Here is a 19724-nt window from a genome sequence, read left to right as displayed (position 1 = left end):
CGCACGTTCGTCACGTTTGTACGGCAGGAGTCCCGCACCCATGGCAGAGCGCAAGCCGATCGAATCCTGGCTCACCGACATGGACGGCGTCCTCATCCACGAGGGCGTGCCGATCCCCGGCGCCGACGCGTTCATCAAGAAGCTGCGGGAGACCGGGAAACCCTTCCTGGTCCTCACCAACAACTCGATCTACACCGCCCGCGACCTGCACGCCCGCCTCGCCCGCATGGGACTCGAAGTCCCCGTCGAGAACATCTGGACCTCGGCCCTCGCCACCGCCAAGTTCCTCGACGACCAGCGCCCGGGCGGCACCGCGTACGTCATCGGCGAGGCCGGCCTCACCACGGCCCTCCACGACATCGGCTACGTCCTCACCGACCACGACCCGGACTACGTGGTGCTCGGCGAGACCCGTACGTACTCCTTCGAGGCGATGACCAAGGCCGTCCGCCTCATCAACGCCGGCGCCCGCTTCATCTGCACCAACCCCGACGAGACCGGCCCCTCCCTGGAGGGCCCGCTCCCGGCCACCGGCTCCGTCGCCGCCCTCATCACGAAGGCCACCGGCAAGGAGCCGTACTTCGCGGGCAAGCCGAACCCGCTCATGATGCGCACCGGCCTCAACGCGATCGGCGCCCACTCCGAGTCCAGCGCGATGATCGGCGACCGGATGGACACCGACATCCTGGCCGGTCTCGAGGCCGGCATGCAGACCTTCCTGGTCCTGACCGGTCTGACCACGCAGGCGGAGATCGACCGCTTCCCGTTCCGCCCGTCGAAGGTCGTGAAGTCGATCGCGGACCTCGTCGACCGCGTGTAAGGGGCACGGCGTCCAGCCCCTGCGGATGCGAGAAGCGCCGATCCGGGTGACCCTGCCAGTATCAGGAGGTCACGATGCGTTCAGGTCCCATTGCTCTCCGTGCCGCAGGGGCGGCCCTGGTGCTCGTCCTGGCACCGGCGGCCGGTGGCGCGTACGCCCACGACGGGGTGAAGGCGACCGTCACCCCGTCCACCGCCTCGCCCGGCGCCGACGTCGACGTCCGCGTCCAGGGCTGCAAGGGCACGACCGGCGCGGCCAAGTCCCCGGCGTTCGTCGCCGACGCGGAGCTGACCGGCCGGGACGGCGGGGGCGACCCGCTGTTCGGCGACACCACGATCAGGTCGGGCCTCCTGGACGGTACGTACAAGGTCAGCGTGGTCTGCGACGGCCACGACCACCCGGACGTCGGCACCGTGCAGATCCGGCACCAGCAGGAGCCCGCGCACCAGTCGGCCCACCAGCCGACGCACCACGCCACCCCGGTCGCCCCGGTCCGGGCCGGCGGGGGAGGCACCGCCGCCTTCGCCGCACCGGCGGCCCCCGGCGTCGCCCAGACGACCTCCGAGAGCGGCCTCGGCACCCCGTACACCCTGCTCGGCCTCGGCATGGCCGCGGTCGCCGCCGTGGCGGTCGCCTTCCGCAGCTCCCGCCGCCACACCGGTACCGGCACCACCACCGGCAGCGACGGCGGGTGACCGTGCCGTCCGGCACCCGCCCGACGGGCACCGGGCGATTCGTCACCGGCGTGACCTGGGCGCTCCTGCTGTCCGGGCTCTGGCTCTGGGGCCGCGAGGCCACCGAAGGACCCGGCGGCAGCTCCGCGCCGACCACCGGCGACATCGCCGCCGTCGGCCGCCCGCTCGGCGTACCGCTGCCCCCGGCCCACGACCCGCTGCCGCCCCTCGAACCCCGGCGGGTCGACATCCCCTCCCTCGGCATCAGCGCGCCCGTCGTGGCGCGCGGCCTGGACGCCACGGGCGCCATCGATCCGCCGCCCTACGCGATGCCGCACACCGTGGGCTGGTTCGGCTCCGGCACCCGGCCGGGCGCGGCCGGCGCCGCCCTCCTCGTCGGCCACGTCGACACCGCGACCCGCCGGGCCGTCTTCTACGGCCTGAGCGCCGCCCGCCCCGGTGCGAAGGTCCGCATCACCCGGACGGACGGATCGGTCGCCGAGTTCACCGTCGACGACGTCCAGGTCTTCCCGCGCGAGGACTTCGACGCGGGCAAGGTCTACGGGGCCCGCGACTCCCACCGCGCCGAGCTGCGCCTGATCACCTGCGGCGGCACCTTCGACCGGGCGGCGGGGACGTACACGGCGAACGTGGTGGTCTCGGCGTACCTGACGGGGACGGGCGCCTGAGGTCCTGCGCACGGGTGGGACCGGGGCGCGGTCGGCGGGGCGCGTCCCGGGCCGCCGCCGACCGGGCCGGTCCTCGACCGCGGGGCTCACGGGCCGCGGGAGGAGCCCGGTGCCGCCACGGGAGGTCGGGGTTCCGCACACTGTAGAGGCCCTGCCCCCGCCCGGCCCAGGGATGCGGCGTAACTGGCCGACGACGGACGGTAGTTGGGGCGAAAAGCCCGGATAAAGATCAAGACCCCCTCACTTATGGCGAGGGGGTCTTGACTCTGCGTGCGCCGCCAGGGACTCGAACCCCGGACCCGCTGATTAAGAGTCAGCTGCTCTAACCAACTGAGCTAGCGGCGCCTGCTGACAAAGAGAACTCTACCTGACGTGAGGGGGTGCTCCTGACCAATACCGGTCGCCTCCGGCCTGTCGGATGGTCGTATCAGGCCTTCGATCCGTCAAAATGCGATTTGTCCAGACAGTTGAGACACTGACGCCCGAAACAAGGGCCAGAAAGATCTTGACGAGTGTGGAGGGGAATCGCATGAGCGTGCCGGTCTTCGAGGAGTTCGAACCCGCGGCCGACTGCGGCTGCCCGGGCTGCGCCCGGCAGCGGCGCGACCTCGCCCTGGGCCTGCCCGTCCGGTCGGGCGGCCACCCGGCGGCGCACGGCGCCCGCCGCGCGCTGGTCCTGGTGACGGCGGCGGGCGTGGTCCTGGGCGGGGGAGGGGCCGGGGCGGCGACGGCCCTCACCGGCCCGCCGACCCCGCCGATCCCACCGGCTCCGACGGACGCGCTGGACGTGGACGCGCTGGACGCGGGCCCGGCGGAGGCGGGTCTGCCGGGTGCGGGCCGAACGGAGGCGGGCCGGTCGGGTGCGGGCCGGGTGGAGGCGGGTCGGTCGGGCGCGGCCCCGGTGGAGGCGGACCCGGCGGTGTTGTGGGCCCCGGCGACATCCCGGTCCGTCGGCTCGGCGGGCTCGGCGGGTTCGGTGGGCTCGGCGGGTTCGGCGGGCTCGATGGGTTCGGCAGGTTCGGCGGGCTCCCCCGACTCGCCCTGGCCGGGGCCCGAGACCCCGCAGGGCGGACGGGGGCCGCTGCACGGCGGCGCGCCGGGACCGGGCTCGGCCCCGACCCCCGACGCCGTCCCGACGACCAGTCAGATCTCGACGGAGACGCTGCGGAAGACGACCCGCGCGGAGATCATCAACCGGGCCAAGACGTGGGTCGCGGCCCAGGTCCCGTACTCCATGGAGAAGTACTGGCCGGACGGGTACCGCCAGGACTGCTCCGGCTACATCTCCATGGCCTGGAACCTGAGCAGCAACGAGTGGACCGGCAGCCTCGACCGCTTCGCCGTACGCATCGACCGCACCGAGCTCCAGCCCGGCGACATCCTGCTCTTCCACAACCCGGCCAACCCGACCCGCGGCTCGCACGTCACGATCTTCGGCGGCTGGACCGACTACACCCACACCTCCTACATCGCCTACGAGCAGACGAAGCCGCGCACGCGGAAGCAGGCGACGCCGATGGCGTACTGGGAGAACTCCGACCGGTACGTGGCCTACCGCTACAAGGGCGTGGTGAGCGGCGGCACCGGCAGCGGGGCGGAGCCCACGGAGTCGGCGGCGTACCCGGGGACGGGGATGTTCGGTCCGGGCGCGAACAACGCGTACGTCACCCAGCTCGGGAACCTGCTCGTCGCGCGCGGCGGCAAGAAGTTCTACAGCCAGGGGCCCGGCCCGAGGTGGGGCGAGGCGGACCGGCGGGCGACCCAGGCGTTCCAGCTCGCGCAGGGCTGGAAGGGCAAGGAGGCGGACGGCCTGCCCGGACCGCAGACGTGGGCGCTCCTCGTGGCCGGCGGGGGCAAGGACATCGGCGGTTCGAGTGGTTCGGGCGGTTCGAGCACGAATGCGACGGGGTTTCCCGGGCGTGGCTACTTCCGTCCGGGGCAATCCAACGCATATGTGGAGAAGCTGGGCAAACAACTGGTGAAGCGGGGCTTCGGCAAGCACTACCTGTCGGGACCCGGTCCGCGCTGGACGGAGGCGGACCGCCGCAACGTCGAGGCGTTCCAGCGGGCACAGGGCTGGCGCGGCGGAGCGGCCGACGGCTACCCGGGCCCGGAGACCTGGCGGCGCTTGTTCCGATGACCCCGAGAGCATGAGGTGGACCCGAATGACGGCATCGACCCCGAACCCCGCGGACTCCGGCGCGGCGGCCTCGCGTGACGCGGCCCGCACGGCCAGACGCCTGACGGACGGCACCCTCCCCCGCACGTCCCCACCGGAGCCGGTCCACCCCCCGACCACCCCGGAACGCACACCGGCCCCGGGCCCGGCCCCCGGCACGACACCGGGCCCGACGCCGGCGCCTCCGGCGGGGTCGGGTGCGCCCCCGGCGGGACTCGCGTCCGGTACGGAGCCGGTGGCCCGGGCGGGGGCTGTGGCGGGTGAGCCGGGGGTGACCTCGGCAGGGACTGTGCCCGGGGAGGGCCCGGCGGGGCCGGTGTCCGGCGCGGTGGCGCTTGCCGCGCCTGCGCCAGGGGCGACTTCGACGGTGTCCGCGTCCGCGACCGGTACGGAGCCGGCAACCCGGGTCGGGCCGGTGTCGGGTGCTCCGGGGGTGCCCTCGGCGGGACCCGTGTCCGGTGCGGAGCTGGTGGCCCGGGCGGGGGGTGCGCCGGGGGCGACCTCGGTGGTGTCCGCGTCCGCCCCGACGGCTCCTGTGGCCCGGACGGCGAGTGCGCCGGCGGCGGCCTCAGCCACGCCAGTGTCCGTGCCCACGTCCGGTACGGAGCCGGCGACCCGGGCCGGGTCGGTGCCGGGTGCGGTCCCGGCGGGGCCCGTGTCCGGTGTGACGCCGGTGGCCCGGCCGGCGGACGGGCCGGGGGCGGCCCCGGCCGGTTCCCTGTCCGGTGCGGTTCCGGTGACCCGGGTGGGGGTCGCGGCGGGCGCGCCGGGGGCGACCTCCGCCGTTCCCGCGCCCGCTCCGGCCGCGCCCGCGTCCGGTACGGCGTCGGCGCCCCCGGGGGGCTCCGCGTCCGCCCCGGCGCCGGTGCCTCCCATCAGGGCCGCGTCCGGCGCCGAACTGGGCCCCACGCCAGGGCCCGCCTCCGGCACGGCGCCGACCGGGGAACCGGCCCCCGTCCCGTCGGGGGCCCGACCGGGCGGGCCCGCCCCGGTCGGTTCCCCCGCCGGGGCGACCACCCTCGGCGGCGACCGCCCCGCCGGCGAGGCCGACCGTGCGCTCGACTTCGGGCGGATCAGCGGGGCGAGGGTCGGAGCCGTCGCGGTGCCCGTCGCCGCCGTGGTGCGGGTCGCGCGGCGGAAGAACGTGATCGGGGCCGAGACCACCGGCTCGATCCCGGTGCACCTGCTCTTCCGGGACGGCCCGGAGTCCGCCGTCCCCGGCGCGGCGGGCGACGACCCGGGGCCCGACACCGTCTCCATGCCCGCCCCCACCCCGCCGGCGGCGGGCCGCAAGCCCGCCATCCCGGCCCCGTCGAAGGTCCAGGCCGAGCCGCAGCCCAAGCCGCAGCCGCAGCCGCAGTCCAGGCCCCGCCCGCAGGCCGCCGCCTCCCGGCCCGCGCCCACCGCCGATCCCGCTCTCGTCGAGCGGCCCGGGCCGGTGCTGCCCGGATGGGTCGGGGTGGTCGCCGGTGCGCTGGCGGTCGCCTGGTGCGCGGCGCTCGTGTGGTGGGTCGGGGCGGTGCCCGCGGAGGCCGCGCGGATGCTGCGGCTGCCGGCGCGCCCGTACCACGGCATTCCTCTCGGGCAGTGGGCCCTGCTGGCCCTCGGCGTGGTGCTCGCCCTGTTCTCGCTGGGCGGTCTGAGCCGCGGCCGGGTCGGCTACGCCTGGGTGCTGACCCTGTTCGGCGACTACCGCGGCACGGTCCGCCGTACGGGCCTGGTGTGGATCAGCCCGTTGCTGCTGCGCCGCCGGGTGGACGTCCGGCTGCGGCACTGGCGGAGCGAGCCGCTGTCGGCGGTGGACGCGAAGGGCACCGCGCTGGACGTGACCGTCCTGGTGGTGTGGCGGGTGCGGGACACGGTCCGGGCGTCGCTCGGGGTCGAGGGGCACGAGGACTACCTGCGGGAGCAGGTGGAGGCGGCGATGGCCCGGGTGCTCTCGCAGCTTCCGGCGGACGCGTTCCACGAGGACGCGCCGACGCTGCGGGACGCGGAGGCGGTCGGCGAGGCCCTGACGCGGATGCTGTCGGCGGAGTGCGCCCCGGTCGGCGTGGACGTGTTCTCGGCGCAGCCGACGCGCATCGAGTACGCGCCGGAGGTGGCGGCGGCGATGCGCCGGCGCCGGATCGCGGCGATCGACGCGAAGCACCGGGACAGCGTCCTGACCTCGGTGGTGGACGCGGTGGACGACGTGGTCCACCGGCTGACCAGTCGTGGTCTGGTGGAGCTGGACGACTACGAGCGCAAGGCGCTGGTCAAGGACCTGACGGTGGCGTTCTACACGGGCAGGACGGGTCCCGTGGAGGGTGCGTGACGGGGATGGACATGCCCGACTTCCCTCCCTACCTTGATACTTGGTCCAGACCAAAACGCACGTGAAGCAGCACCCCGTACGCGCGCGCACGGCCCCAAGGAACTCCCCACGTTCTCCAGGAGCGACAGCATGCGCAACAAGGCACTCGGGGCGGCGGTGGTGGCGCTCGGCATCGCCGGGGCCACCGTCCTCGCCACCGGCACCGCCGGCAGCCACGGCTACACCGACGCGCCGATCAGCCGTCAGAAGCTCTGCGCCAACGGCACCGTGAGCAACTGCGGCGACATCCAGTGGGAGCCGCAGTCGGTCGAGGGGCCCAAGGGCTTCCCGGCCGCGGGCCCCGCCGACGGGAAGATCTGCGCCGGCGGGAACTCCCGCTTCGCGCAGCTCGACGACCCCCGCGGCGGTGCCTGGCCGACGACGACGCTCGTGGCCGGCCAGAGCTACGGCTTCCGGTGGCAGTTCACCGCCCGCCACGCCACCACGGACTTCCGCTACTACATCACCAAGAACGGCTGGACCGGGACCAAGGCGCTGACCCGGGCGGACCTCGACCCCCAGCCGTTCCTGACCATCCCCTACAACAACCAGCAGCCGCCGTCGACGCTCACGCACTCCGGGACGATCCCGGCGGGCAAGACGGGCCGGCACCTGATCCTGGCGGTGTGGACGATCGCGGACACCGGGAACGCCTTCTACGCCTGCTCGGACGTCAAGTTCTGACGTCTCGTTCCGACGTCTCGTTCCGACGTCTCGTTCTGGCGGTTCAGTTCTGATTGACCGTCAGCTACAGTCCGGCCCATGAGGAGCGCGGACACCGTCGCGGAGCTCGTACGGCGCCAATGGGGCGACCACCGGACCGGCCTGAGGGACGAGCACCACACCCTCACCCACCACCAGGTCGCCGCGGGCGCCGCCGCGCGGGCCGCGCTGCTCGTGGACCTGATGCCACCCGTGCCGGGGGGCGAGCCGCACCTCGGCGTCCTGCTCGACAACACGCCGGAGTACCCGCTCTGGCTCAGCGCGGCGGCCCTCGCGGGGGCCGCCGTCGCCGGGATCAACCCCACCCGGCGCGGCGCCGAACTCGCCCGCGACATCCGGCACACCGCCTGCCGGGTCCTCGTCACCCAGCGCGCCCACCTGCCGCTCCTGGACGGCCTCGCGCTGCCGGGGGTACGGATCCTGGTCACGGACACCGAGGCGTACGGGGAACTCCTCGCCCCGTACGAGGGCGCCCGGCCGGGGGACGCCACCCTCGGCCCCGTACGCCCTGACAGCCGCTTCCTGCTCTCCTTCACCTCCGGTTCGACGGGCGCGCCGAAGGCGGCCCTGTGCAGCCAGGGGCGGCTCGCGGCCGCCGGCGCCTCGCTCGTCTCCCACTTCGGGGTCGGCCGGGACGACGTCCACTACATCTGCATGCCGATGTTCCACGGCAACGCCGTGATCGCCGACTGGGCGCCCGCGCTCGCCGCCGGGGCCGGGGTGGCGCTGCGGGCCCGCTTCTCGGCCTCCCGCTTCCTCCCGGACGTACGCCGCTTCGGCGCCACCTACTTCACGTACGTGGGCCGGGCCGTCCAGTACCTCCTCGCCACCCCGCCGGGACCCGACGACCGCGCCCACCCGCTGCGGCTCGGCTTCGGCACGGAGGCGGGGGCGGTGGACGCGGCCCGCTTCCGGGAACGCTTCGGCGTCCCGCTCGTGGAGGGGTACGGCTCCTCCGAGGGCGGCGCGGCGATCCAGCGGACCCCGGACACGCCGACGGGCGCGATAGGCCGGGCGGCACCGGGCGACGACCTGGCGGTCGTCTCCTCCGAGACGGGGAAGGAATGCCCGCCGGCCCGTTTCTCTCCCACCGGCCGGCTCCTCAACGCCACGGAGGCGGTCGGCGAGCTGGTCAACCGGGGCCGCTCGCCCTTCGAGGGCTACTGGCGCAACCCGGAGGCGGAGGCGGCCCGGCTGCGCGGCGGCTGGTACTGGACCGGAGACCTCTTCTACCGGGACGCGGACGGCTTCCTGTACTTCGCGGGCCGTACGGACGACCGGCTGCGGGTCGACAGCGAGAACCTGGCCGCGGCGATGATCGAGCACATCCTGGCGCGCTGGGACCGGGTGGCGGGCGTCGCGGTCTACGCGGTGCCGGACCCGGTGGCGGGGGACCAGGTGATGGCGGCGCTGGCCCTGCGGGAGGGGGAGGCCTTCGACCCGACGGCCTTCGCGTCCTTCCTCTCCGCCCAGGCGGACCTGGGCACGAAGATGCCGCCGCGCTTCGTCCGGGTGATGCGGGAGCTGCCCCTCACGGCCACGAACAAGATCCACCGCGTGGCCCTCCGCCGGGAGGCCTTCCACTGCGAGGACCCGGTGTGGTGGCGTCCGACTCCGGGCTCTTCGTACGAGCCCCTGACCCCGCAGCAGACGGCGACGCTCGACGAGGAGCACCACCGCCACGCCCGACCCCCCACGTAGACCGCCCTCCACCGCGCGCCCCCGCGCCCGGCGGGCGGCGCGCACCGCCGTGCGGGCCCGCGCCCGGCTGGGCGATGCGCATCCGGGCTTCGCCCGCCCGCGTGGCCCCGCGCCCTGCTGGGCGGCGCCCCCGCCCGGGGCTTCGCCCCGCCCCGTGTGGCCCGCACCCGGCCGGGCGGCGCCCCCCCGCCGTGTGGGCAATCGTCCCGCTGGGGCGGGACGGGTGGGCACACGGGACGGCGCCCCCAGCCGGGCCTAGGCGTTCCGCGCCTGGGCCCGCACCACCGCCGCGGCGCGCTCCCGGTGCGGGTTCGGGCGCGGAAGCCTCGGGCGCCGGCAGGGCGCGGGTCCGTTGTGCCCACCCGTTCCGCCCCAGCGGAACGATTGCCCACAACGGGGCGGCACGAGGCGCCCACAACGGCGGGCGCAGGCCCACAACGGGGGCGGCGGGGGCACCGCCCCGGGCGGGTGGGCACCGCCCCAGCGGAACGCAGGCCCACAACAGGCGTGGGCGCCGCACCCGGCGGTAGGTCCAGCCCTACCCCCGCCGCGCCCCCCAGGGCCATGGCACACCCACCGACCCCGTCCTACCGTTGGCCCCCATGAACCCCCGTACCCCCTGGCAGGCACTCACCCGCCCCCGGTTTCCCCTCGGGGCCTGGCCCTGGCGGGTCGTCGGGTATCTCGCGTCCGGTGCGGTCCTCGGCGCCGCCGCCGGGGCCCTGTTCCTGGTGCTCGGGGTGTTCTCGCTGGTCCTCGTCGGGCTGCCGCCGCTCCTCCTCTCCGGGATCGCTCTCGGCCGCGTCGAGCGCCTCCGGACGAGGATCGTCGACCTCGACCCCGCACCCGACCCGCACCGCGTGCCCACCGCGCCCGGTCTGGCCGCCTGGCTTCGGACCCGAACCAAGGAGCAGGCCACCTGGCGGGAGCTCGCGTACGCCCTGCTGCTCGCCACCGTCCTGTGGCCGCTCGACCTCCTCGCGCTCGCCGTCGGCGTCGGGCTGCCCGTCGCACTCCTCAGCGCCCCCTTCCAGCTGGCCGTGGACGGCCACGAGGCCAAGGTCGTCAAGGCGTACCTGGTCACCTCCTATCCGGAGGCCTTCGCCGTCGCCCTCCTCGGCGCCGTCCTCCTCGTCGCCCTCGCCTACCCGCTGGCCGCCGTCGCAGGTGCCCGCGCCGCCCTGGCCCGGGCGCTGCTCACCCCGCGCGAGACCGAGAAGCAGGCGATCGGCGAGGTCATCGCCTCCCGCGCCCGGCTCGTCGACGCCTTCGAGGCCGAGCGGCGCCGCATCGAGCGCGACCTCCACGACGGGGCCCAGCAGCGCCTGGTCGCCCTCACCATGACCCTGGGCCTGGCCCGGCTCGACGCCCCGCCCGGCGGCCCGCTCGCCGAGCAGCTGGCGAAGGCCCACGAGGAGGCCGGGCAGGCCCTGACCGAGCTGCGGGAGCTGATCCACGGCATCCATCCCCAGGTCCTCGCCGACTACGGGCTCGGCCCGGCGCTCGCCGACGCCGCCGACCGCTCCGCCGTCCCCGTCGAGACCGACGCCGAGGCGCTGCCCCGGCTGCCCCGCGCCGTCGAGAGCGCCGCGTACTTCGCCGGCTGCGAGGCCCTCGCCAACATCGGCAGGCACAGCGGCGCCCGCCGGGCCCGGATCACCGCCCGGCACGCGAAGGGCGTCCTGCGGCTCGACGTCGAGGACGACGGGCACGGGGGCGCCGACCCGGCCCGCGGCTCCGGTCTCACGGGACTCGCCGACCGGATCGCCGTCCTCGATGGCACACTGACGATCATGAGCCCGCCGGGCGGGCCGACCCTCCTGCGAGTGGAGATCCCGTGTCCCGCACCGACCGCAAGCTCCGTGTCGTCCTCGCCGAGGACGGCGTCCTCCTCCGGGAGGGACTGATCGGACTCCTGGCCCGCTTCGGCCACGAGGTCGTCGCCGCCGTCGGCGACGCCGACGCCCTGCGCGAGGCGGTCGCGGCCCACGAGCCCGACATCGTCGTGACCGACGTCCGGATGCCGCCCGGCTTCCAGGACGAGGGCCTGCGCGCGGCGGTCGCGCTCCGCGCCGAGCGGCCCGCCCTGCCGGTCCTGGTCCTCAGCCAGTACGTGCAGCGCAGCTACGCCGCCGATCTCCTCGACGCGGGCGACGGCACCGGCGTCGGCTACCTCCTGAAGGACCGGGTCGGGCAGGTGGAGGAGTTCGCGGACGCCCTGGCCCGGGTCGCGGACGGCGGCACGGTCGTCGACCCGGAGGTCGTACGCCAGCTGCTTCGCCGGCACCGGGACCCCCTGGAGGCGCTGACCCCGCGCGAGCGGGAGGTCCTGGGCCTGGTCGCGGAGGGCCGTTCCAACGGGGCGATCGCCCGCCGCCTCGTCGTGACCGAGGCCGCCGTCGGCAAGCACATCGGCAACATCCTGGCGAAGCTGGACCTGCCCCCGGCCGAGGACACCCACCGCCGGGTCCTGGCCGTCCTCACCTACCTCCGCGCGTGACGGGCGTGGCGCGCGTGGCCTTCGGGCATGCAGGAAGGCCCCCTCACCGAAGTGAGGGGGCCTTCCCTGTCTGTGCGCCGCCAGGGACTCGAACCCCGGACCCGCTGATTAAGAGTCAGCTGCTCTAACCAACTGAGCTAGCGGCGCCTGCTGACAGAGAAAATACTACCTGGTCCCGAGGGGTGCTCGTGACCACCCTCGGGACCACCCCGCCGGGACCCCGCTCCGGGACCCCGCTCCGTACGCCTCAGATCGCCAGCGAGAGCACCACCGGAGCGGCCGGCCGGTTCAGCGTGTCGGCCGCCGCGCGCAGCCGGTGGGCGTGCTCGATCGGCAGCGAGAGCGCCAGGCAGCCCACGGCCGAGCCCGCTGTCAGCGGGACGGCCGCGCAGACCGTGCCCACCGCGTACTCCTGGAGGTCGAGCACGGGGACGGTGGCCGGCTGGCTGTCGAGCTTGGAGAAGAGGATGCGCTCGCTGGTGATCGTCCGGGAGGTCAGCCGGGCGATCTTGTGCCGGGAGAGGTGGTCCCGGCGGCCGTTCTGGTCGAGCTGGGTGAGCAGGCACTTGCCGACCGCGCTGGCGTGCGCGGCCGAGCGGAAGTCCACCCACTCGTTGACCTTGGGCGTGCGCGGGCCGTCGGCGAACTGGGTGATCTTCACCTCGCCGTCGATGTACCGGCTGATGTAGACCGCCGCGCCGACGGAGTCCCGGAGCTCGGTCAGGGTCTCCTGGAGCTTGGCCTCCAGGGCTTCGCGGCGGGTCAGGCCGGAGCCGAGGAGGACGAGGGAGTCCCCGATCACGTACGCGCCGTCGGCGACCTGCTCGACGTACCCCTCGCGGCGGAGCATGAGGAGCAGCGAGGACAGGTGGGCGACGGGCAGGCCGGTCTCGCGCGCGATCTGGACGTCTGTCACTCCGCCACCGTGCCGTGAGACCGTCTCGAGGACGCGCAGGGCGTACTGCACCGAGTGGAACGGCGCGGTGGGCTCGGGCTTCAGCGCCACGGTTTCCCCCTACCAGGTTGTGACCGCAAGCTTTCGTACCACGATAGCCGCCAAGGGGCCTTTACGGGGCGGCTGTTGGCGAGAATGATGCGGAGCACCGGGCCCCTGGTCTGGGCTTTGCCACTCTGGCATATGCCCACGTCATGGGTGGTGCGCAGAGCCTCAGGTCAGGGGCGTGCGCCGGGGTGCCGGGCGTCGGTGTTCGGCCACTGGCTGAGGGGAGAAATTTTCGCCGGGCAGAGCCGCGCGGAGCCGCACGGAGCCGCGCAGAGGGGTGGAATAAGCGGAGGCCCCCTCCTGTTGTTGCCTCGATGTACCTGTACGCGTGCCGAGGAGGGTCCCGACGGTGACCGACGCTATTCGAGGAGAGGCGCGGGGGACCGCGCCCGTACCGCTGTCCGTACTGGACCTGGTGACCGTCGGCAGCGGGCGGACCGCGTCCCAGGCGCTCGCCACCAGCGTCGAGCTGAGCCGGCTCGCCGAGCGGCGCGGCTTCCACCGGCACTGGGTGGCCGAGCACCACTCCATGCCCGGGGTCGCCTCCTCCTCCCCGGCCGTGATCCTCGCCCACCTCGCGGCGCACACCCGCCGCATCCGGCTCGGTTCGGGCGGCGTCATGCTGCCCAACCACGCCCCGCTCGTCGTCGCCGAGCAGTTCGGCACCCTGGAGGCCTTCGCCCCGGGCCGGATCGACCTCGGCCTCGGCCGCGCGCCCGGCACCGACGGGGCCACGGCCGCCGCCCTGCGCCGTACCGACCGCCTCAACGAGGGTGCGGACGACTTCCCGGAGCAGCTGGCCGAGCTGACCCGGTTCCTGGACGACGACTTCCCGGACGGGCATCCGTACGCCCGGATCCACGCCGTGCCGGGTCCCGTGCAGGGCCCGAAGGGGCGCCCGCCGATCTGGCTGCTCGGCTCCTCCGGCTTCAGCGCCCGCCTCGCGGGGCTGCTCGGGCTGCCCTTCGCCTTCGCCCACCACTTCTCGGCCAGGAACACCGTCCCGGCGCTCGACCTCTACCGGGACTCCTTCCGGCCCTCGGGGGTCCTCGACGCCCCGTACGCGATGATCGGCGTCTCGGCCTTCGCCGCCGAGGAGGCGGCGCAGGCCCGCCGCCAGGTCCTCGCGGGCGCGCTCGCGATGCTGCGGCTGCGGACCGGTCGGCCCGGCCTGGTGCCGACGCCGGAGGAGGCGGCGGCGTACGGATTCAGCCCCGCCGAGCGGGAGTTCGTGGACGGCTGGCTCGCGAACATCGTGTACGGCACCCCGGACGAGGTGCGCACGGGCCTGGACGACCTGCGGAAGCGGACGGGCGCGGACGAGCTGATGATCACGGCCAACGGGCACGGCGGCGAGGAGCGGGTGCGGAGCTACGAGTTGATCGCCGACGCGTACGAGCTCCCGGAGCTGCCGGAGGTTCCGGAGCCGTAAAAACCCTGATGTCGGAGGCCGGTTGGTTCACTCCCGAACGAACCGCCGTCCTCCCCTAAGCGAACCTTAAACCGCTCGTCACCGATGGTGGCGGGCGGTTCCGTTTTGTGCTGCACGGCCCTGACAAGGGCTTTCTTCCTCGAATTGGTCTAGTCCTCAATCTGGTTCAGACCATTGACGTGCTGTTCACGCGGCGGATATCACTGCTCCAACTTCCGTACCGCCACCCCCTCCCGGAGGCAGCACGTGCACCCCCGTAAGCCCTTGATCGCCGCGCTCCTCAGCTCGGCCCTCGCCGCCGGCGCCCTCGCCGCCACCGCCGGACTCGGCTCCGCCCAGGCCGCCGAGACCGGCACCACCGCCTCCACGGGCGGCGTGAAAATCGCGTACTACGACCAGTGGAGCGTCTACGGGAACGCCTTCTACCCGAAGCACCTCGACGAGCGGGGGATCGCGGCGAACCTGGACGTCATCAACTACTCGTTCGGGAACATCCACCCGACCGACCTCACCTGTTTCGAGGCCAACAAGGCCGCGGGCGACGACAACAACCCCAGCGCGGGTGACGGCGCAGGCGACTCGTACGCCGACTACCAGAAGTCCTTCTCCGCGGCGGACAGCGTCGACGGCGTCGCCGACAAGTGGGACCAGCCGATCGTGGGCGTCTTCAACCAGTTCAAGGAGCTGAAGGCGAAGTACCCCAAGCTGAAGATCAACATCTCGATCGGCGGCTGGAGCTACTCCAAGTACTTCTCGGACGCGGCCAAGACCGACGCGAGCCGCAAGAAGCTCGTCGCCTCCTGCATCAAGCAGTACATCCAGGGCGACCTGCCCGTCGAGGGCGGCTTCGGCGGCGCCGGCTCCGCCGCCGGCATCTTCGACGGCATCGACATCGACTGGGAGTACCCCGGCTCGGCCGACGGCCACCTCGGCAACCACTACGCCCCCGAGGACAAGCAGAACTTCACGCTGCTCCTCGCCGAGTTCCGCAAGCAGCTCGACGAGTACGGCGCGGCCCACGGCGGCAAGAAGTACCTCCTGACCGCCGCGCTCCCGGCCGGCCAGGACAAGATCAAGAACATCGAGACGGACAAGATCGGCGCGTACCTCGACTACGCGAACATCATGACGTACGACATGCACGGCGCCTGGGACGGCGACGGGCCGACGTACCACCAGTCCCCGCTCCACTCCGGCACCAACGACCCGACCGACGTCATCAAGCCGGGCACCGAGAAGTACTCGATCGAGAACGCGATCGACTCCTGGATCGACGGCAAGCCCGCCTACGGCATCACCGGCGGCTTCCCGGCCAACAAGCTGACCCTCGGCTACGAGTTCTACTACCGCGGCTGGAAGGGCGTCCCCGCCGGGACCACCAACGGCCTCGCGCAGACCGCGACCGGCGGCTCCAACGTCCGCCCGCTGAGCCAGGCGGCCGGCATCGCGTACTACAAGGAGCTCGGCGGCATCGTCGACAACCCGGCCACCACCTTCTGGGACGACCAGGCCAAGTCCGCGTACTTCTACAAGGACGGCGAGTTCTTCACCGGCCTGGACAAGCGCACCATCCAGGCCCGCGCCGACTACGCCCACAACCGCGGTCTCGCCGGCGCGATGATGTACTCGCTCCTCGGCCTCGACGCCAACGCGACCCTCTTCAAGGACATCGTGACGGCGGTCGGCTCGTCCCCGACGACCCCGACCACCCCGCCCACGACCCCGCCGACGACGCCTCCCACGACCCCGCCGACGACGCCTCCGACCACCCCGCCCACCACGCCCCCGACGACGCCGCCCACCGGCTGCACCGCCCCGGCGTACGTGGCCGGCACCGTCTACACCGGCGGTCAGACCGTCTCCTACAACGGCCACAACTGGAAGGCCAAGTGGTGGACGCAGAACGAGACGCCCGGCAGCACCGGCGAGTGGGGCGTCTGGCAGGACCTCGGCGCCTGCTGACCCTCCGCTGAAACCCTTACGACCACTGCCCCCGCCCGGAATGTCCCTCCGGCCGGGGGCAGTTCCATGCCCGCACGGATACGGCGCGGACCGGCAGCGGCTCCGCGTTCCGCTCCTGCACTGGCAGCGGCTCCGCGTTCCGCTCCTACACCGGCAGCGGCTCCGTGCCGATCAGCTCGGCGATGCGGTCCGGGGCCACCGCCCGCGAGTACAGCCAGCCCTGCCCGGTGTCGCAGCCGATCCGGCGCAGCCGGCTGGCCTGCCCGGCCGTCTCGACGCACTCGGCGGTCACGGTGAGGCCGAGCCGGTGCGCGAGGTGCACGAGCGCCTCGACGATCAGTTCGTCCGCAGGGTTGGCGTGCTCCTCGTCCTGGAAGCCGCGGACGAAGGAGCCGTCCAGCTTGAGCACGGAGACCGGCAGCCGGCTCAGATAGGCGAGGTTCGAGTAGCCGGTGCCGAAGTCGTCGATCGCGATCCGCACCCCCATGTCGCTCAGCGCCTGGAGCGCCTGGAGCGGCCGGCCGTTGGAGCCCATCACGGCGGACTCGGTCAGCTCCAGCTGGAGCAGGTGCGGCGCGAGACCGGTATCCGCGAGGATGCCGGCCACGTCGGCGACCAGGTCGGAGTCCCAGACCTGACGGACCGCCACGTTCACGCTGACGAAGATCGGGCGCTCGCGCGGATGGTCCTTCTGCCACTGCCGGGCCTGGCGGCAGGCGGTGTGGAGCACCCACCGCCCCAGCTCCACGATGGAGCCGTCCTCCTCGGCGATCCCGATGAACCGATTCGGCGCGAGCGAGCCGAACTGCGGGTGGTTCCAGCGCACCAGCGCCTCGACCCCGCGCACCGCCCCGTCGGCCAGGTCCACGAGCGGCTGGTACTCCAGGGCGAACTCCCCGCGCTCCACGGCCGGCCGCAGGGTGGAGGAGAGCGCCTGCCGGGTCATCCGGTGGGCGTTGCGCTCGGGATCGAAGAGGGTCCAGCGGGCCTTGCCGTCCGCCTTCGCCCAGTACAGCGTGGTGTCCGCGGCCTGCATGAGGGCGGTCGCCGTCGTCCCGTGCCCGACGCGCTCGACCACGCCGATCGAGGCGGAGACGGAGAGCCGCTGGCCGCCCAGGTCGAAGGGGAGCTGGAGCGCGTCGAGCACCGAGCGCGCCAGGTCCGCGAGTTGTTCCGTGCCGGTGGAGTCCTCGACCAGGATCGCGAACTCGTCGCCGCCGAGCCGCGCCACGAGGTGGCCGCCGTTGCGGGTGTAGCCGTCGCTGTCCGCGCACTCCGTGAGCCGGGTGGCGACGGCGGCCAGGAGCCGGTCGCCGACGCGGTGGCCGAGGGTGTCGTTGACCGCCTTGAAGCCGTCGAGGTCCAGATAGCAGAGACCGATCCGCCCTGTTCTGCCATGGCCGTACGACTCGTATGACTCGTGCGATCCATGCGATCCATGCGATCCGTGCGACGCATCGGAGTCGGGGGCGACGGCGTCCTGGGCCGCGGACTCCAGGGCCGCCTGGAGCCGCTCGAAGAACAGCGCGCGGTTGGGCAGCCGGGTCACTGGGTCGTGCATCTGGAGGTGGCGCAGCCGGGCGTGGAGCTCGCGCCGGTCGCTGATGTCCGCGATCGAGAGCAGGACGCGCCGGCTGTCGGGCACGGGGGCGACGGTGACCTCGGCCCACAGCGAGCGGCCGTCGGCGTGCTTGAGGCGGCGGGTGCAGCGGAAGCGGGAGCGGCGGCCGCGGAGCACCTCGCGGTAGGCGTGCCAGGTGCGTCCGTCGGAGGCGAGGTCGACGAGGTCGGCCGCGGCCTGCTCGCGGAGCGCCGCGGGCTCGGTGCCGAGGAGGGTGCCGAAGGAGTCGTTGGCGGCGACGACGACGCCGTCCTCGTCGACGACGGCCATGGCGAGCTGGGCGACCCGGAAGGCGGCCCGGTAGTCGCGGAGTTCGGCCGCCCGGCGCGCGAGGTGACGCTCCGTGAATGCGGGCTCGGCCGCGTGTGTCTCCGCCGGCTCTGGGTGCACCGGTCCTTCGGGGGTTCCGCTCACCGCTCGCTCCCGTGTGCAGTCGGGCCGGTCACATGTGGTCGGGACGGTCGGCCAAGGAAGAGTGAGCCGATCATAGAGCCAGCCGGGGGAGCGTTCCAGCTCCGAGGCGTCTCCGAGGGGCCTCCGGTGCTGTGGGGCCTGCCACCGGACCGGCCCGCCCGATCGTTTCTGCGCGGGTCTGACACGGGCCGTCGAGGGCCTGACCGAATGTGACTTTCCGTGAGCTGGAGCGCGCTCGTGTCGCGTCGACCCCGCGGCGTGTCCTCACCCGACCGGGGCAGCGGAAACATGCGAAACACCGTGAATCGTCACAAGGTGGGTGGGGTGTCCCGCATTCCCGATCCGGAGGTCCACGTGAGGGCTCAGCAGCCACCCGGGCGAGTGGAACGCCCCCGGCTGCGCGCCGGCGCGGCGGCCTTCACCTCGCTCGCCGCCCTGGCCGCCACCGGGCTCGTCGCGGGCCCCGCCGTCGGCGCGTCCTCGGCGGGGCCCTGCGCCCTGCCCCGTACCGCCGCCCACCACTCGCTCGGCCTCGACACCTGGAACAGCGCCTATCCGCGCCCGAACCAGACCCTCGACGCGGTCATGATCTTCCTGTCCTTCCCGGACTCCACGCCGCTCACCGAACCGGCCGAACTCGCCGCCGACCACTTCCCCGCCACCAGCGAGTTCTTCGACCGCGCCTCCTACGGGCGCTTCAAGCTGCGCCCGCACCCCCGGCCCGGCTGGACCCCGATGCCGCACGCGTCGGAGGCGTACGACATACGGCGGGACTGGGACGCCGGGAAGCGGGCCGCCTACCTCCGCGACGCGATCACCGCCGCCGACGAGGACGTCGACTTCTCGCAGTACGACATCGTCTACCTGGTCGCCGACCCGGACGCGCCCGGCGTGGACTCCGACGCGACCAAGGTCGTCAACCTCGACCACCCCCTCGAGGTCGACGGCACCGAGATCAAGCGCGTCGTCACCGTCTTCGAGCGGCACCCGCCCGACCGCAACGTCCTCGCCCACGAGACCGGCCACGTCTTCGACCTGCCCGACCTCTACCGCCGCCCGGTGGACGGCAAGGGCGACTGGGACACCCATGTGGGGGACTGGGACGTCATGGGCAGCCAGTTCGGGCTCTCCCCGGACCCCTTCGGCTGGCACAAGTGGAAGCTCGGCTGGCTCTCCCGCGCCCAGGTGACCTGCGTGCAGGGCGCCGCCCCCCGGCTCGTCAGCCTGGAGCCGATCGACGCCCCGCCCGCGCCCGGCGGCACCCTCGGCACCCGGCTCGCCGTCGTCCGCACCGGCCCCGACAGCGTCCTGGCGATCGAGGCCAGGAGCAGCGCCGGGAACGACGCCGACACCTGCACCGAGGGCGTCCTCGTCTACCGGGTCCGCGCCCGCACGGCCTCCGGCGACGGCCCGGTCGAGGTCGTGGACGCGCACCCGGACACCCAGGCGTGCGTGGAGCGCTCCGTCTATCCGCCGCTCGCGGACGCCCCCGTCGAGGAGGGCGAGACCCTGACCGTGCCCGGGACCGGGATCCGGATCGAGGTCGCCGACCGCACCTCGGCGGGCGTCTGGACGGTGAAGATCACCCCGCCCGCGGCGCGCTGACCGGGAACGCGGCAGGGAAGCCGGCCGGGAAGCCGACCGGGAACACGA

14 protein-coding genes and 2 tRNA genes are annotated in these 19724 nt (G+C 73.8%); 12 read left to right on the top strand and 4 right to left on the bottom strand.

All coding sequences use genetic code 11. From position 1 onward, the window contains the following. Positions 1-40 precede the first annotated feature (40 nt). The 3 genes from SVTN_RS14000 (at position 41) to SVTN_RS13990 (ending at position 2183) form a co-directional block, all read left to right on the top strand. Entirely contained in the window at positions 41-820 is a 780-nt protein-coding gene (locus SVTN_RS14000; protein WP_030691536.1) for an HAD-IIA family hydrolase, read from the top strand. 74 nt (positions 821-894) lie between these two features. Continuing rightward, on the top strand, positions 895-1515 hold the full coding sequence (locus tag SVTN_RS13995; RefSeq protein ID WP_041129390.1) for a hypothetical protein: 621 nt from the start codon (positions 895-897) through the stop codon (positions 1513-1515). Continuing rightward, a complete protein-coding gene (locus SVTN_RS13990; protein ID WP_425428971.1) occupies positions 1512-2183 on the top strand; it encodes a class F sortase in 672 nt (223 codons plus the stop codon). The genes SVTN_RS13995 and SVTN_RS13990 overlap by 4 nt, the downstream gene beginning before the upstream one ends. Before the next feature lie 271 nt (positions 2184-2454). Here SVTN_RS13990 and SVTN_RS13985 read toward each other — a convergent pair. After that, positions 2455-2528: transfer RNA gene (locus SVTN_RS13985), tRNA-Lys, on the bottom strand. A 184-nt stretch (positions 2529-2712) separates the two neighbouring features. Between SVTN_RS13985 and SVTN_RS13980 the strand changes: the two genes are divergently transcribed. The 6 genes from SVTN_RS13980 (at position 2713) to SVTN_RS13955 (ending at position 11639) form a co-directional block, all read left to right on the top strand. Beyond that, positions 2713-4323 carry a peptidoglycan-binding protein gene (locus SVTN_RS13980; protein WP_041129389.1) on the top strand — a complete coding sequence of 537 codons (1611 nt, stop codon included), beginning with the start codon at positions 2713-2715 and terminating at the stop codon, positions 4321-4323. Positions 4324-5227: 904 nt separating this feature from the next. Next, positions 5228-6676: an SPFH domain-containing protein gene (locus tag SVTN_RS43200; RefSeq protein ID WP_425428970.1), complete on the top strand. Its 1449-nt coding sequence runs from the start codon at positions 5228-5230 to the stop codon at positions 6674-6676. Between the two features lie 129 nt (positions 6677-6805). Further along, entirely contained in the window at positions 6806-7399 is a 594-nt protein-coding gene (locus SVTN_RS13970; RefSeq protein ID WP_041129388.1) for a lytic polysaccharide monooxygenase auxiliary activity family 9 protein, read from the top strand. Positions 7400-7477: 78 nt separating this feature from the next. Further along, the gene (locus SVTN_RS13965) at positions 7478-9139 is read left to right on the top strand and encodes an AMP-binding protein (RefSeq protein ID WP_041129387.1); all 1662 of its coding nucleotides are present in this window, start codon (positions 7478-7480) and stop codon (positions 9137-9139) included. A 602-nt stretch (positions 9140-9741) separates the two neighbouring features. Next, the gene (locus SVTN_RS13960) at positions 9742-11046 is read left to right on the top strand and encodes a sensor histidine kinase (RefSeq protein ID WP_041129386.1); all 1305 of its coding nucleotides are present in this window, start codon (positions 9742-9744) and stop codon (positions 11044-11046) included. Then, complete coding sequence (locus SVTN_RS13955; RefSeq protein WP_041129385.1) at positions 10977-11639, top strand: response regulator; 663 nt, start codon at positions 10977-10979, stop codon at positions 11637-11639. Before SVTN_RS13960 ends, SVTN_RS13955 begins: the two co-directional genes overlap by 70 nt. A gap of 73 nt (positions 11640-11712) precedes the next feature. On the opposite strand, the gene SVTN_RS13950 is transcribed toward SVTN_RS13955, so the two are convergent. Both SVTN_RS13950 and SVTN_RS13945 read right to left on the bottom strand, forming a co-directional pair. Then, positions 11713-11786 (bottom strand) — tRNA-Lys (locus tag SVTN_RS13950). Between the two features lie 100 nt (positions 11787-11886). Next, a complete protein-coding gene (locus tag SVTN_RS13945) occupies positions 11887-12645 on the bottom strand; it encodes an IclR family transcriptional regulator (RefSeq protein ID WP_041129384.1) in 759 nt (252 codons plus the stop codon). A gap of 346 nt (positions 12646-12991) precedes the next feature. On the opposite strand from SVTN_RS13945, the gene SVTN_RS13940 reads away from it, so the two are divergent. Both SVTN_RS13940 and SVTN_RS13935 read left to right on the top strand, forming a co-directional pair. Then, positions 12992-14074: an LLM class flavin-dependent oxidoreductase gene (locus SVTN_RS13940; protein WP_052499106.1), complete on the top strand. Its 1083-nt coding sequence runs from the start codon at positions 12992-12994 to the stop codon at positions 14072-14074. Between the two features lie 246 nt (positions 14075-14320). Then, complete coding sequence (locus SVTN_RS13935) at positions 14321-16036, top strand: glycosyl hydrolase family 18 protein (RefSeq protein ID WP_041129382.1); 1716 nt, start codon at positions 14321-14323, stop codon at positions 16034-16036. Positions 16037-16181: 145 nt separating this feature from the next. Here the strand turns inward: SVTN_RS13935 and SVTN_RS13930 are convergent, their stop codons facing one another. Further along, positions 16182-18071: a putative bifunctional diguanylate cyclase/phosphodiesterase gene (locus SVTN_RS13930; RefSeq protein WP_041129381.1), complete on the bottom strand. Its 1890-nt coding sequence runs from the start codon at positions 18069-18071 to the stop codon at positions 16182-16184. Positions 18072-18395: 324 nt separating this feature from the next. Between SVTN_RS13930 and SVTN_RS13925 the strand changes: the two genes are divergently transcribed. Continuing rightward, complete coding sequence (locus SVTN_RS13925; protein ID WP_425428969.1) at positions 18396-19676, top strand: M6 family metalloprotease domain-containing protein; 1281 nt, start codon at positions 18396-18398, stop codon at positions 19674-19676. Positions 19677-19724: the final 48 nt, after the last annotated feature.

The organism is Streptomyces vietnamensis, from assembly GCF_000830005.1.
In the GTDB taxonomy this organism is placed as follows: Bacteria; Actinomycetota; Actinomycetes; order Streptomycetales; family Streptomycetaceae; genus Streptomyces; species Streptomyces vietnamensis.
The sequence above is the reverse complement of the archived record's forward strand: the minus strand, read 5'-3'. Positions and strand labels throughout refer to the sequence as shown.